We start from the raw sequence: 14,709 nt of genomic DNA, 5'->3' as shown, positions 1-14,709 counted from the left end.
TTCCTCCTACAGCACGGCGCCCTCGGGCAGATCGACACGGACGACATCCACGACGTCGCCCGGCTCAAGATCGCACGGACCCTCGTTGATGCGCAACAGGCAGTTCGCACGCTGCATGGTTCCGAGCAGCGCCGAGTTCTGGCTGTGCGCCTCGGTGACCGTAAGCTCACCCGTCTGCGTATCGCGCGCAACCGTGGCGCGATCATAGAAGCGTCGGTCCTGTCGCTTCTTCACGCCGTGGGTAAGAACCGCCTGCTGCACGGGACGCGCACCCTCGGCAAAGCCGCGCATCTTGCGAATCGCCGGGCGGGCGAGCATCTCAAAGCCCACGTATGCCGCCGCGGGGTTGCCCGAAAGCCCCAGATTGGGCTTGCCGCCGAGCAGGCCAAACGTAATGGCTTTGCCGGGACGCAACGAAATGCGATCGAACAGCACCTCGCCCTCGCGCCGAACCAGCGCCGTCACGTAGTCATAGTCGCCAGCCGAGGCGCCACCGCTCGTAATGACAAAATCGCACTCTTGCGCGGCGCGGTGCACCAGCTCGGCAATCGCCCGCTCGTCGTCGGGCGCAATGCCGTAGAACACTGGGTCGGCCCCAGCATCGAGCACCTCGGCCATTAACGCCGAGGAATTGGAATCGCGAATCTGCCCGCGTGCCGGCAGCTCGCTCGGCGCGACCAGCTCCGTGCCCAGCGAGATAATGCCCACGCGCGGAGCGGCATGGACCTTCACGCTCGCATACCCGGCGCTCGCCAACAAGCCGGCGCCCGCCGGAGCCACGACCTCGCCGGCGTGCATCACAACATCGCCGGCATGGGCCTCCTCGGCGGCAGAGCGAACGTTCTCCCCTACCTTGGCAGGCGCCGAGAACCTCACACGCGAACCCTCGTTGCCGTCACCGACGAGCACATCGACGATCTCATACTTCACCACGGCATCGGCACCTTCGGGTACCGGTGCGCCCGTCATGATGCGGACCGTCTCGCCCGCGCCAATTGTGCCCTCAAACACATGGCCCGCGGCCTCGTGTCCGATAACGTCGAGCGTCACCGGCGCCTCGCCAGATCCCTGCGCCAAATCCGCCGAGCGCACGGCATATCCGTCCATAGCGCTGTTAGCAAACGGCGAGATGTCGATATCGGCCACCGCGTCCTCTGCCAAGGGAAGACCGGCAGCCTGCCACACGGGAATCTCGACAACTTCGGTGCGATTCACGTGCGACAAGACGATCGCCTGTGCGTCCTCCAACGGAATGAGTTTCTCTGCCATATACACCTCTAGCATGCAACGGCGCACATCACGGGCGCCGATTCTTTATGTTTATCTCAGTATAATCCCCCGCCGCACGACGGCGACACGGCCCGTGCCCACGAATACACCTGTCGGTAACGGACGGCGAAACAGAACCAAAACCAACCAGCCGGTTTGTCACGTTTGGCACGTTCTATAATGCTCGTGTTGCAATCAAGAAGAGGAACGTATGGCTTTTACCGACAAACCCGAAAGCGCTAACGAGGCGCAGGATCATTCCCAGTCGCTCGACGACGGCGGCTTTTTCTCCCTTAACGACGTCATCATGGCCGGCAGGCATCAGCTCACCCGCTCCGAGCATCTCTTGGCTGCCGACACGCGCCGCAACGCCCGCAACCTACTCGCGAGCGCCAAGTTGCTCGCACTCGTCGTCATCGTCTCGCTCGCCATGGGCGTTGCCGCCTGGGCGTTTTTGACCTCGCTGAATATCGCGACCGACTATCGCGAGCACCATGCATGGGTCTACGCCTTGCTTCCCGTTGTGGGCGTTGCCACCGCATGGGTGTACAAAAACCACGGCCTTGCCGCCAAACGCGGTAACAACCTGGTCATCGACTCCGCTCTGGGCACACGCCTCATCCATATGCGCATGGCCGTTCTCACCTTCGTCTGCTCCACGCTCACGCACCTAACGGGCGGATCTGCCGGTCGCGAGGGGGCCGCGGTGCAGATTGGCGGCACCATCGCCAGCAACATCTCGAACCTCGCCCACCTCAAAAAACATGACCACCACGACCTCATGCTCGCCGGCATCTCGTCGGCCTTTGGCGCCGTATTCGGCTCGCCCCTTGCTGGAGCTTTCTTTGGCATGGAGATGTGCTTTATCGGCAAGATCGACTACACCGCGGGCATCTACTGCCTGGTCGCCTCGTTTACCGGCTACTTTACGTCACTTGCCTTGGGAACCGAGTACGAGGCGAATGTCATCGCCAGCGTTCCCAACATGACACCGCGGACGGTTGTCATCGTTGTTATCAGCGCAATTATCTTCGGTCTGACGGCACGCCTCTTTGCCTGGTCGGTTCGAACCGTCAAAAGCCTTTACGGTCGCTTTATCACCAATTACCTTACTCGCGCACTCGTGGGCGCACTCGTGGTTTTGGCCGCCTATGCCCTCCTTGACGCCTGGGACTACGCCGGCCTTTCCACGTGGCTTTCCGGCGCCGGATTTGCAGGCAACACCACCCTGGCGGACGCAGCCATCAAGTTGGTCGTCACAGCGCTTACCCTGGGCGCGGGCTTCCAAGGCGGCGAGGTCACGCCCCTGTTTGGCATCGGTGCGGCGCTCGGCGGATGGATTGGCTGCCTCGCTGGACTCGACCCGAGCTTTATGGCGGCTCTCGGCATGCTCGGCGTGTTCTGCGCCGGCCTCAACGTGCCCATCACCACCTGCATGATGGCCATCGACCTGTTCCACGGCACGGCCGCCGGGTTCTTTGTCATCGTGGCCTTTATCAGCTACCTAACCGGCGGACACCGCGGCGTGTACCCCGCCCAGCGCATCATCTCACCCAAGCGCCGCTCGCTTATTGTGGATGAGGGAGGTACGGTAGCGGATGCTATCGAGCGCCACAACGACCTGATAGAGTAGATGTAATTATCGCCGTGCAGCCACAATCGGGGCTAATTCGACCTGAGCGCGACCGCACTGTCATGTCACACGCCGGGAGTCGCCCCATGCACGCAACTGATTTTGGTCGCACGCTCATCATCGCCAACCCAGCCGCCCAGTCGGGTGCGGCACGCGAAGTTGCCGAGCGCCTGCAACGCTTTTTGGACATGACTGCACGCGCATCCCAGTTTGACCTGGTGTTGACCGAGCGTATGGGACACGCCAAGGAGCTGGCCGCACAGGCTCAGGGCTATCGCACCGTTATCGCACTCGGCGGCGACGGCGTGATTCACGAGGTCGTCAACGGGCTTATGACGCAAAAGGAGGACGTCCGCCCCGCTCTTGCCGTCCTGCCCGTGGGCTCCGGCAATGATTTTGCCCAGACGCTCGGCATCAACGATTTCTCCGGCAAGGATTATGGCGCGCTGCTCACCTGCGAGCTGCAGCGTCAGGACATCGGGCGCATTCGCTCGTGGAGCCCTGCGAGCGGCAGCGGCGAGGCTACCGTTGAGTACTACGACCAGACGCTTTCGGTCGGCATCGATGCCGCCATCGGCCTGGGCACCACTGAGCTGCGCAAAAAGACCGGCTTGACGGGCGCGCCGCTCTACACCCTTTCGGGACTTGAGCAGTTTGGCCTGCGCTACCGCAACTACCCCATGACAGTCAGCTTTGACGGCGCGCCCGCCGAGCGCGTGAGGGCGATCATCATGGCGATTCAGCTTGGTCCTACCTATGGCTCGGGCTATCGCATCTGCCCCGATGCCGACCCCTGCGACGGCATGCTCGACGTCTGCTACGCCTGCGGCCCCGTCCCTCGCGCGGTAGCCCTGCCTATGTTCCTTTCGGCCAAGGACGGCCACCATACCAAGTTGCCACCGGTTCGCATGCGCCGCTGCCGCCATGCCGAGCTAACTTTTGAGGAGCCCGACTACCCCATCCAGGCCGACGGCGAGCCCGTTGACGCCTCGCGCATCGAGGTCGACGTCCTCGGCAGCGCCCTCCAAGTTTGGCACCCTACCCGCTAGCAAGGCCAGCGGGGCAATCGACTACTCGTCACTGCTCGGCTTGCGGCGGTTGGCCTTTTTGATGGCGTTGAAGTGCTTGTCGTTGAGTCTACGCTGGCGGGAGCGCTGGGGCACCTTGGTCTTTACGCGTCGGCGCGGTGGACGCCCGCGACGCTCGAGCTCGGCGCGTAGTTTGCGCAGGCAGCTCGCGCGATTCTGGAACTGGCTGCGGCTCTCGCGCGCCGTCACGGTAATCCCCGAAGGGATATGCTTCATGCGCACCGCCGAGTCCGTCGTGTTCACGCCCTGGCCGCCCGGACCCGTCGCGCGAAACACCTGGACCTCGCAATCACGCGCCAGCTCCTCGGCCGACATCTCGGCATAGCGCGTATACTCGCGCCATCCCATCTTGTTCTCGTCCATATCAACACCTCCCCTCATACAAAAAATGTGACAAAGGGACAGTCCCTTTGTCACATCGCATACCAATCGCTTGTGTCGCGCGCTTAGGCGAAGGTGATCTCGCCGTTATCGCAGTCCATATCGGCGATACGGGCCAGGCTCTCAACGCGGAAGCCGCGCTCGCGGAGCTTATCGCCACCGCCCTGGAAGCCCTTCTCCACCGCAATGCCAATGCCGGACACCTCGGCACCCGCAGCCTCGCAGATCTTGATAAGACCCTCGAGCGCACAGCCGTTGGCCAGGAAGTCGTCGATAATCAGGACCTTATCGCCCTCGGAAAGGAAGCGCTTGCCCACGATGACGGGGTACTCCTTCTGCTTGGTAAAGGAGTAGATGGTCGTAGCGTACTGCTCGCCGTCGAGGTTGATGGACTGTGCCTTCTTGGCAAAGACCACCGGCACGCCGCCAAAGTGCTGAGCGGCAATGCAAGCCATGCCAATGCCCGAGGCCTCGATCGTCAGGATCTTGTTGATCTCGACATCCTTGAACAGACGGGCCCACTCGGCGCCCATATGGTCGAACAGCTCAACGTCGCACTGGTGGTTGAGGAAGGCATCAACCTTAAGGACGTTACCGGCCTTTACGATGCCGTCATGGCGAATACGATCCTCAAGCTCCTGCATGGCGCAACCCCTTCTCGCGGCAACGATACCGCGCGATTAATAAACGTTGTTCGATAGTCTACCACGGACCGACCCCCGCCCGTCCCACAAGCCACATCGCACCACAAACCAGTCTTTTTGGGACGGCGCGAATCGTGGCAGACAGCCTCCCAACACGCTAATGGCGGGCGCACATCTTCACCAAACGCACCATGGCGAGCGCAAAGCCCACAGCGGCCACAGCCATGAGCACGTAGAACACCGAGCGAAAGCCGAATAAGAACACATCCGGACGGCCTGCAACGAAACTGGTCACGGCCTCGCCCATCGCCACACTCATCTGCCCATACAGGATATTCGACGCCACCGTAATACCGAGTGCCATGCCGGCGTAGCGCGCCAAACTGCCCAAGCTGCCAGCAAAACCGAGCGCTTCGCGCGGAGCCGAGCCCATGTACAGGGAGTTATTGGGGCTCTGGAAAATCGACGTGCCGCACGACATAAACGCGACGCAGCACACGATCACGGGGATGGAAGAGTGCTCGTCGAGCGTACTTACCGCAAAGAGACCGCACACGTACACACCCAGGCCGACCGCCGTGGGACCCTCGCAGCCAACACGGTCCGAAACCGTACCCGAAAGCGGCCCGATAAAGGCATTTACCATCGGCAGCGCCAAAAAGAGCAGTCCGGAAATATCGGAGCTAAAGCCATGAGCATCCTGGAAATAGAACGGCAGCACAAACTCAGATGCACCGATGCCGATAAACACAATAAGCATGCATGCCAAGTTAATCGTAAAAGCCGAACTCGCAAAGCAGCGACGCGCGGCCTCCGCCAGCGACATGGGGCGCTCACCGGCCTCCGGCTTAACATGCGGCAGCGTGTAAAGCCCCACGATAAACGAGATGACGCCAATGGGCAGGTTGATGAGGAAGATGCTCTCCCAGGGAAAGCTTGCCACCAGCATGCCGCCCAGCACGGGGCCACACATCATGCCGAGGGCCACGAAAGTCGCGAGGATACCCATGGCACGACCGCGCTCGCGCGCCGGAAACGACTCGGTGATGATACCCATGTTGTTAGCCATGGCCGCCGCGCAACCAACGCCCTGAACAATACGTGCCAGGATAAGAACCTCGAGCGAGGCCGAAAGGCCGCACAGCAGCGAGCCGACCGTAAAGACGATGACGCCCAGTTGGAATACGCCCACCTTGCCGCGCACGTCGCCCAGACGGCCAAACGGCAGCATAGCCACGCATGTCGCAAGCAGATACACCGAGCTCACCAGCTGGATGCGGTCGAGGCCCACGCCCAGCTCCTTTTGCATCACCGGCAGTGCCACGGTCACGACGGTCGAATCCAGACACGCCATAAACGTCATGATGAGCACGGTAAACAGAATCGCCCATTTGTTCTTGCCATGGGTGTCGCCCTCTAGGGCAATGTGCTCGCGGCGCAGCTGCTCTGCGGTTTTCTCCATATCCATCCTTTCGAGTGGCCCAACACAAAAACGGGGCCCCAATCGCCTGCAAACAGCCGCGATTGGGGTCCCGCCTACGGAATCGGAACGTAAAGGTCGCCGAAGCCCTCTGTCGGCATCGGCGACTTATGCGAACGCTAGCCTAGCACTGCTCGAGAGCCTGCTCAAGGTCGGCAATCAGGTCGGCCGTGTCCTCGAGGCCGCACGACAGGCGCACCATGTCGGCGGAGATGCCACAGGCGATGAGCTCCTCATCGTTCATCTGGCGATGCGTGGCGTTAGCGGGATGCAGGCAGCAGGTGCGAGCATCGGCCACATGCGTGGCGATCTGGGCGAGTTTAAGGCTCTTCATAAAGGTCTCGGCCGCCGCGCGACCACCGTTAAAGCCAAAGCTCACGACGCCGCAGGTACCGTTGGGCATGTACTTCTGAGCCAGGTCATAGTACTTATCGCCCTCCAGGCCCGGATAGCTCACAAAGCGCACCTTGGGATGGCTCTGCAGGAACTTAGCAACGGCCAGGCCGTTCTCACAATGACGCGGCATACGCACATGCAGGCTCTCGAGCGAGCTATTCAGGAAAAACGCCGCCTGCGGGTTCTGCATGGGGCCGAGGTCGCGCATGAGCTGAGCGGTTGCCTTGGTAATGAAGGCACCCTCGCGACCGAACTTCTCGGCATAGGTCACGCCGTGATAGCTCTCGTCGGGCGTGGTGAGACCCGGGAACTTGTCTGCATGGGCCATCCAGTCAAACTGGCCGTGGTCAACGATCACGCCGCCCAGGTAGGCCGCATGCCCATCCATGTACTTGGTGGTAGAGTGCGTGACGATGTCGGCGCCCCACTCAAAGGGACGGCACATCACGGGCGTCGGGAAGGTGTTGTCGACCATCAGCGGCACGCCGTGGTCATGCGCGGCCTTGGCAAAGCGCTCAATATCGAGCACGGCAAGGGCGGGGTTGGCAATCGTCTCGCCAAAGACGAGCTTGGTATTGGGCTCAAAGGCTGCCTCCAGCTCCTCATCGGTGCAGTCGGGGGCGACGAACGTGCAGGTCACGCCCATGCGGCCCATGGTGTGGGCGAGCAGGTTATACGTACCGCCGTAGATAGCAGAGCTCGCGACCACGTGATCACCGGCACCGGCCACGTTAAAGATCGCGAGGAAGTTCGCGGCCATGCCCGAACTCGTGAGCATCGCAGCGGTGCCGCCCTCCATCTCGCAGATCTTGGCGGCGACCAGATCGCACGTGGGATTCTGCAGACGGCTGTAGAAGTAGCCCGACTCCTCCAGGTCAAACAGCTTGCCCATGTGCTCGGACGTGTCGTATTTCCACGTGGTGGACTGGTAGATGGGCACCTGGCGCGGCTCGGCATCTCCCGGGTGATAGCCGCCCTGAACACATGTAGTTCCGATGGTCTGCTCGCTCATATCTAGCTCCCTTGCCTGGGTTACGTTTTATTCGGTTCACGATACCGCTACCCTGCACCCCTCTCAACCCATCCCCAAGGTAGGTTAAGGGACAAATTAATCAGAGGTATTTATCTCAAGCCTTGGGCATTTGCTCGATAGATAAAAACGAGGCATACATGAAGCTCTCGATGATTACATACCCCGTCACGGGTACCATAGGCGGGTACACCGTAACCAAGGAGACAACGATGAAGCAAATCGATACGGCCCAGCTCAACACTGCCGCCTGCCAGGCTCAGGCTGCCGAGTACCACGCCCGCGGCTTTAACTGCGCCCAGGCTGTCGCTTGCACGCTCGCGCCCGCTGTGGGGCTCGACCCCCAGATCGCCTTTACCCTCACCGAGGGCTTTGGCGCCGGCATGGGCGGCATGACCGAGACCTGCGGCGCCATCTCGGGCGCCGTGGCGATCATGGGCTTTGTGATGAGCGACGGTATGGAGAACCCCAAGACCAAGGGCCAGACCTACAAGCTGTCGCGCGAGATTGCCAAGCGCTTTGGCGAGAAGAACACGACGACCGTCTGCGGCACGCTCAAGGGCATCGGATCGGACAAAGGTCCGCTCCGCAGCTGTCCCGGTTGCATCGACGATGCCGTCGAAATCGCCTGTGATGTACTAAAGCAGCTCGCCGAGTAAACGGCAGCGACATAAAACGACGGTCGGTGTGCTTGGGATCCGTCCAAAAGCACGCCGGCCGTCGCCGTTAGAACTCGGCAAATTCGGGAGTGCTGACCTCAATCTCCTCGCGCCCCGCCATAAGCTCGCGCATCTTAGCGCAAAACGACTCCTGCTCCCCCGCCTTAAACACCAAATGAAGTGTCACGGCATCCGCGTACTCGGTATCCGAAACCTTGGCACCGGAATCCTGGGCCAAGCGAAGCACCTGCTCATACTGCGGATAGGCCACATGCACGTCAACAGGCACGACACTCGTCATCTCGACGATCTGCCCGGCCTCCTGAGCCGCGGCCACCGCCGCTTGCGTCGCCGCAGTATAGGCGCGAACCAGGCCGCCCGGCCCCAACAGCGTGCCGCCAAAATAGCGCGTCACTACGCAGCAAACATTTTTGAGCTCCGCACCGCGCAACACCTCGAGCGTCGGCATGCCGCTCGTACGGCTCGGCTCACCATCATCGCTCTGGCGCTCACGCCCATCGACCAAAATCCACGCGGGAACATTGTGTCGAGCGTCGTAATGACGCTTGCGAACCATCTCGATAAAGGCATTCGCCTCGTCCTCGGACTCAATATGGACCAGCTGGGCAATAAACCGGCTCTTGCGGTCCACAAACTCGCCCGAAGCCTCAATATTCGATTGCAGAGTAAAATAGCTGTCCAACAAAGCCCCTCAACAAAATAAAGCGCGGCAACAAACAGCCTCAATAATACGGCAAAGGCCGTACCAATAACCCCAGTAAATAGAACGGCAACGCCGATGACCAGGCAAAAACAGCGAGACGGCGTCAGCTGAGTCGATTTGGCCCGAAAGAGGAGGGAGCACGCCTTATGGCGGCGACCGACGAATGAGCACCAAATCGGCCAGCTGACGCCGTCGAAGGCGAGAACCCGTCAGCGCGAGCAAGGTGCCTTGAAAGACGAGGGCATTGACCTTATGGTCATGCCCGAAGGCTTGAAAGGCAGATTGCCGCGCTGACGGGTTCGCAGCGTCAACAAAGTGCTGAGTGGGCCTGTAAGCCGGGTTCTGTCGTGAACGGTCATTTATCTTGTCTGCACGTTACCGTGCAGCTCCACGCACGCTACCCGAACGCGGACCGGGCCGGCCCATAGCGTTCCTATTCGCGCTTGCTCCGGATGGGGCTTGCCAAGCCGCCATGTTGCCACGACGCTGGTGGTCTCTTACACCACCGTTTCAGCTTTTCCCTTTACGCCTTGCGACGCAGGTGGGAGTCTTCTTTTCTGCGGCGCTTTCCGTCGGATCACTCCGCCCGGCCGTTAGCCGGCATCCCGCCCTCTGGAGCCCGGACTTTCCTCACGCGTGCTGCAAGCAGCACATCGCGCGACCGTCTGGCCCACTCAGCAGTGCAAGAGTGTAGCACACCGTTGCCGCAGGCAACGGCACAACACAAGCGCTCGCACGATAAACCAAGAACCACCCATGCGCTACAATAATCACGTCGATGGGCAACGTCGTCAGTCGAGACGCGACCGCGCTCCGCACCCCTCCGTCTACTCGGTGCGTTCCCGCCTCCTCCCCGAGGCGGGATGTCGGCATTTTTCATGCACCGACAATCCAATAGCCTGTGGACAGCCCGGCAGCGTTGCGCATCTCGGCGCCAAATGCAAAAAGGGACCCGTCCATTACGGACGGATCCCTTAAAACAAGTGATCGTCAAACCGAATTACTCGGCGTCGGTCTCCTCGTCCTTCTTCTCGGAAGGCAGCGGGGTAACCTCGATCTCGACGCCCAGAGTCTCAGCAGCAGACTTCATGGACAGGGAGATACGACGACGGTCGAGGTCGATCTCCATGACCTTGACCTGAACCTTGTCGCCCACATGGGTGACCTGAGAAGGCTGATCGACGTGCTTGTTGGCCATCTCGGAGATGTGCACCAGGCCCTCGATGCCCTCGCCCAGATCGACGAAAGCGCCGAACGGGACAAGCTTGGTCACAGTGCCCTCGACGATAGCGCCAACGGGGTACTTCTTGACCAGTGCGCGCCACGGATCCTCGGTGGTCTGCTTGAGACCCAGGGAGATGCGCTCGCGGTTGAGGTCGACGTCGAGAACCTCGACCTCGACCTCCTGGCCGACCTTGACAACCTCGGAAGGATGGTTGACGTGGTTCCAGGAGAGCTCGGAGATGTGGATGAGGCCGTCGATACCGCCGAGGTCGACGAAGGCGCCGAAGTCGACGATGGAGGAAACGGTGCCCTGGAGACGCATGCCAGACTTGAGCTTGGACAGGATCTCGGAGCGCTCGGCCTTACGGGACTCCTCGAGCACGACGCGACGGGAGAGGACAACGTTGTTGCGGTTGCGGTCCATCTCGATGACGCGGGCCTCGATGCGGGTGCCCATGTAGGAGGTGAGGTCCTTGACGCGACGGAGGTCGACGAGGGAAGCGGGCAGGAAGCCACGCAGGCCGATGTCGAGGATCAGGCCGCCCTTGACAACCTCGATAACCTCGCCCTCGACGTTCTCGCCGGAGTTGAACTTCTCCTCGATGCGGTTCCAAGCACGCTCGTACTCGGCACGCTTCTTGGACAGGACCAGACGACCGTCCTTGTCCTCCTTCTGGAGAACCAGAGCCTCGATGGGATCACCGAGTGCAACGATGTCTGCAGGGTTAGCGTCCTTGCGGATGGACAGCTCGCGGACCGGGATAACGCCCTCGGACTTGAATCCGATGTCAACGAGCACCTCGTCATGCTCGATCTTAACGACAGTGCCGTTAACGAGATCGCCCTCATCAAAGTCGGTAATCGTACCGTCGATGAGGTTGTTCATCTCCTCCTCGTTGACATCGTCAAGAGAGAAAATGGACGAGTTCTGAATCTCACTCAAAGGTGGACCCCTTTCGAACTACGGGGCCCCGATTGCTAGGACCTACAGAAGGGTGCGACAAGCACACAACGTTTAGGAACACTCGGGAGCCGACAGATACTAATGTGACGCTTATGCAATCACGTTCGTATAGGTTACGGGGAAATGAGTTCGATTTCAAGCGTGAACTGCCATTTTTTACTCGTATGGAGACTTTTTCGCAATCTTGTGAACGACTGTCTCCACAAGCTGACGATAAGCAGTTGGGCATACGGCTTTGGAGTAAAGTATCCCAAGCCAACGATTCTGGAACGATTTTTCGAGAAAGGTGCCCGCGTGCTCAAAGCAGTCGTTTTCGATATGGACGAAACGCTTCTTAGCATCAACCTCAACGCGTTCATCCTTCGCTATTTTAAGGATGTCTCTTCGATGCTCGCGGATATCGGGCGCCGCAGCCGCGGTGGCACGATGGCACGCCTCGGCACCATCCTGGTCGACCTCAACGCCAATCGCCGCAGCAGCACGGACAATCGCACCAATCTTGAGTTTTACCAAGAAGAGGTCAAGCGCCGATGCGGCATTTGCCTCTCGGACCCACTTATCTACGAGGCGTTTACCTACTACGACCGCGAAGTTCTTCCGTACAAGAATGACGAACTCATCAACGCCCATGCCATGCCGGGCGCACACGCCGCGCTTCAGGCCGTACAGGACGCAGGGCTGCGCTGCGCGCTCTTTACCAACCCCAGCTTTCCGCAGGGGGCCATCGAGTGCCGCATGGGTTGGGGCGACCTGGCCGACGCCCCCTTTGAGCTCGTCACGCACATGGGAAACGCCACCCGCTGCAAGCCTGATGCCACCTACTATCTAGAGCAGCTTCAGGTGATGGGGCTCGAACCGCACGAGGTCCTTATGGTGGGCAACGATCCCAAACGCGACTTCCCTAGCCCCGCCTGCGGCATTCAGACTGCCTATGTAGGCCAGGGCAAGCCCAACCGAGTCACCTGGCGCGGAACCATGGAAGGCTTCGCCCGCGACTTTAACGCCGTAGTAGAAGCCTTCTACGAACACCAAGTAGCGGAAGAGTTGTCCTAACAGACTCGAGTCTTGCCGATCATGATGTTGAGGATCTCGACGTCGGTGTCCTTCATGCCCACGCGGCCTACGTAGCCCATGCTAGCGATCGTCTGTTCAACGGTATCTTGGATCAGACCCTCGCCGGCGCGGAAGCCGCGACCCTGCATAGCCATATCGTGACCCAGAATCGCAGCGTCCACGGCTGCCGAAATCTTAGCCGCGCAACTTGCCTTGGCGCCATCGCACACGATGCCGCCCACGTTGCCGAGCGTGTTCGAGACCGTCGCGCCAATCTGCTCGCGCGTGCCACCGCACAGCCAGGTAATCGCGGCGCCGGCACCGCACGCAGCGCAAATAGCACCGCAAAACGCCGAGAGCGCACCAATATAGCTCTTGATATGCACGGCGATAAGATCGGACAGCATCACGGCGCGCACCAGACGCTCGTGGTCACAGCGCAGGTACTCGGCATACTCCATGACGGGCAATGCGCAGGTAATGCCCTGATTGCCCGAGCCGCACACAATGGCGACCGGCAGCGCGCAGCCGTTCATGCGGGCGTCGGACCCGGCGGCTGCACGGGCACGGGCACGGCAGGCGACGTCATCGGCACGAGCGCCCAGCAGCGTACGGCCCACCTCGGCACCCCAAGCGTGCGCGAGGCCCTCGGCACTGATCGCGCCGTTCAGCTCAATCTGACGCTCAACGGCAGCGCGGGCGCCCTCAATGTCGCCGTCCTCGATAAAGTCGACAATGGACTCAATTGACATGGGCGTGTCGGCCTTATCCGCCGCCCGCTCGGCCACCACGCGCTCGGCGCAGGCGGCACACTCCCCCGCCGACTTGCCGCATACCGGAATACCGTCGAGCGTATGGCACGTGACATTGGTGTGGTGATCGGTAATCTCGACAACCGCGGTATGGCCCCCGGCCGTGGCAGTCACCTTGATGTAGAGGTTGGGCACGCCCTCGACGAGCGACACATCGCAGTAGCCGGCATCGGCGAGGAGCTCGGTCACGCGAGCACGGTCTTTATCGTCAACGCTCTCGAGCACCTCGAGCGCGCTCTTGGCGTCGCCGCCCACGGCACCCAGCACGGCCGCCGCCTCAATACCGTGCATGCCGCCCGAGTTGGGCACGGTCACGCTCTTAACGTTCTTGATGATATTGCCCGAGCAGGCAACATCCATATGATCGGGTTCGCAACCGAGCGTCTGGCTCGCCAGCGCCGCTGCATAGGCAACGGCAATGGGCTCGGTGCAGCCGAGCGCACAGACAAGCTCGCGGTTCAAAACATCGCAAAACGAGTTATCACGAAGGGAATCGGCAGGCATAGGTATCTCCTACTTGTATAACGGGCTGGGCTCTCAAAAATAGCTAGCTCTTTTATTTGATAACAATGCATCAAAAACCGCAACCATGGTTCCGGCGGACGGCGCTCAAACGCAAACCGGAGGAATTATTCATGAGAAGCTGGTCTTGTTGCATGCTAAAGCGTTTGACCAAAAAACGCCCGAGCGTTTACACAAAAGTCGCGCTATCATGCAGTCGAACGCGGTAAAACCTTTAGCATTTGCGCCGCACAGACCAGAGAGGAACCATCCATGAAGATCGGTATCGGTAACGACCACGCCGCCGTCGAGCTCAAGAACATCATCTCCGAGCACCTGAAGGAGCGCGGCTGCGAGGTCGTGAACTTTGGCACCGACACCTCCGAGAGCTTTGACTACCCCATCGCCGGCTACAAGGTGGGTAAGGCCGTTGCCAACGGTGACGTCGACCTGGGTATCCTGATCTGCGGTACCGGCGTCGGCATCAGCCTGGCCGCCAATAAGGTCGAGGGCGTTCGCGCCGTCGTGTGCTCCGAGCCCTTCAGCGCCAAGCTCTCCCGCATGCACAACAATACCAACGTGCTCGCCTTTGGCGCTCGCGTCGTGGGCTCCGAGCTCGCCAAGATGATTGTCGACGAATGGCTCGACGCCGAGTTTGAGGGCGGCCGCCACGAGCGTCGCGTCAATCTCCTCAACGAGATCGACCACACGCGCGGACTCAAGGTCGTCGACGAGGCTTAAAGACCTACAAAGCCATACGCTAACGCCAGCCCCCGCCCGGAAGAAACATCCGGACGGGGGCTCTTTAGTAGATTTCTAGGCGTTTACCAACAATCTACTGGAATAAAAAG

At 60.6% G+C, this 14,709-nt stretch carries 13 protein-coding genes and 1 other RNA gene; 5 read left to right on the top strand and 9 right to left on the bottom strand.

Annotated features, from left to right (window positions below):
- Window positions 1-6: 6 nt before the first annotated feature.
- The gene (gene glp / locus DW112_RS04845) at window positions 7-1,269 is read right to left on the bottom strand and encodes a gephyrin-like molybdotransferase Glp (protein WP_118328548.1); all 1,263 of its coding nucleotides are present in this window, start codon (window positions 1,267-1,269) and stop codon (window positions 7-9) included.
- Window positions 1,270-1,480: 211 nt separating this feature from the next.
- Between glp and DW112_RS04840 the strand changes: the two genes are divergently transcribed.
- Together DW112_RS04840 and DW112_RS04835 are read left to right on the top strand one after the other, a co-directional pair.
- A complete protein-coding gene (locus tag DW112_RS04840) occupies window positions 1,481-2,902 on the top strand; it encodes a chloride channel protein (RefSeq protein WP_199410995.1) in 1,422 nt (473 codons plus the stop codon).
- An 86-nt stretch (window positions 2,903-2,988) separates the two neighbouring features.
- Window positions 2,989-3,951 (top strand): diacylglycerol kinase family protein, encoded by a 963-nt coding sequence (locus DW112_RS04835; protein WP_118328457.1) that lies wholly within the window; start codon window positions 2,989-2,991, stop codon window positions 3,949-3,951.
- A 21-nt stretch (window positions 3,952-3,972) separates the two neighbouring features.
- On the opposite strand, the gene DW112_RS04830 is transcribed toward DW112_RS04835, so the two are convergent.
- The 4 genes from DW112_RS04830 to DW112_RS04815 all read right to left on the bottom strand — a co-directional run bounded on the left by DW112_RS04830 (window position 3,973) and on the right by DW112_RS04815 (window position 7,903).
- Window positions 3,973-4,353 carry a peptide chain release factor-like protein gene (locus tag DW112_RS04830; protein ID WP_369834930.1) on the bottom strand — a complete coding sequence of 127 codons (381 nt, stop codon included), beginning with the start codon at window positions 4,351-4,353 and terminating at the stop codon, window positions 3,973-3,975.
- 83 nt (window positions 4,354-4,436) lie between these two features.
- Entirely contained in the window at window positions 4,437-5,015 is a 579-nt protein-coding gene (locus DW112_RS04825; protein WP_117736408.1) for a xanthine phosphoribosyltransferase, read from the bottom strand.
- A 157-nt stretch (window positions 5,016-5,172) separates the two neighbouring features.
- Entirely contained in the window at window positions 5,173-6,477 is a 1,305-nt protein-coding gene (locus tag DW112_RS04820) for an MFS transporter (protein ID WP_118328456.1), read from the bottom strand.
- Between the two features lie 142 nt (window positions 6,478-6,619).
- Window positions 6,620-7,903, bottom strand: coding sequence for an O-acetylhomoserine aminocarboxypropyltransferase/cysteine synthase family protein (locus DW112_RS04815; protein ID WP_117776343.1), 1,284 nt, complete (start codon window positions 7,901-7,903; stop codon window positions 6,620-6,622).
- Between the two features lie 230 nt (window positions 7,904-8,133).
- On the opposite strand from DW112_RS04815, the gene DW112_RS04810 reads away from it, so the two are divergent.
- Window positions 8,134-8,580 (top strand): C-GCAxxG-C-C family protein, encoded by a 447-nt coding sequence (locus DW112_RS04810; protein ID WP_233545863.1) that lies wholly within the window; start codon window positions 8,134-8,136, stop codon window positions 8,578-8,580.
- A gap of 67 nt (window positions 8,581-8,647) precedes the next feature.
- On the opposite strand, the gene DW112_RS04805 is transcribed toward DW112_RS04810, so the two are convergent.
- From DW112_RS04805 to rpsA, 3 genes are all read right to left on the bottom strand, one after another.
- Window positions 8,648-9,286, bottom strand: a complete 639-nt coding sequence (locus DW112_RS04805) for a YigZ family protein (protein ID WP_199410607.1) — start codon at window positions 9,284-9,286, stop codon at window positions 8,648-8,650.
- A gap of 333 nt (window positions 9,287-9,619) precedes the next feature.
- An RNA gene (gene rnpB, locus DW112_RS04800) (RNase P RNA component class A) lies at window positions 9,620-9,981 on the bottom strand.
- A gap of 323 nt (window positions 9,982-10,304) precedes the next feature.
- Window positions 10,305-11,471, bottom strand: a complete 1,167-nt coding sequence (rpsA, locus tag DW112_RS04795; RefSeq protein WP_022095232.1) for a 30S ribosomal protein S1 — start codon at window positions 11,469-11,471, stop codon at window positions 10,305-10,307.
- 315 nt (window positions 11,472-11,786) lie between these two features.
- Between rpsA and DW112_RS04790 the strand changes: the two genes are divergently transcribed.
- A complete protein-coding gene (locus DW112_RS04790) occupies window positions 11,787-12,545 on the top strand; it encodes an HAD family hydrolase (protein WP_118328454.1) in 759 nt (252 codons plus the stop codon).
- On the opposite strand, the gene DW112_RS04785 is transcribed toward DW112_RS04790, so the two are convergent.
- Window positions 12,542-13,861: a serine dehydratase subunit alpha family protein gene (locus tag DW112_RS04785; RefSeq protein WP_118328453.1), complete on the bottom strand. Its 1,320-nt coding sequence runs from the start codon at window positions 13,859-13,861 to the stop codon at window positions 12,542-12,544. The genes DW112_RS04790 and DW112_RS04785 overlap by 4 nt on opposite strands.
- 270 nt (window positions 13,862-14,131) lie before the next feature.
- On the opposite strand from DW112_RS04785, the gene rpiB reads away from it, so the two are divergent.
- Complete coding sequence (gene rpiB, locus DW112_RS04780) at window positions 14,132-14,599, top strand: ribose 5-phosphate isomerase B (protein ID WP_006234151.1); 468 nt, start codon at window positions 14,132-14,134, stop codon at window positions 14,597-14,599.
- The last annotated feature ends 110 nt before the right edge of the window (window positions 14,600-14,709 follow it).

It is taken from the genome of Collinsella sp. AM09-41 (genome assembly GCF_003473245.1).
Classification (GTDB): domain Bacteria; phylum Actinomycetota; class Coriobacteriia; order Coriobacteriales; family Coriobacteriaceae; genus Collinsella.
The sequence above is the reverse complement of the archived record's forward strand: the minus strand, read 5'-3'. Positions and strand labels throughout refer to the sequence as shown.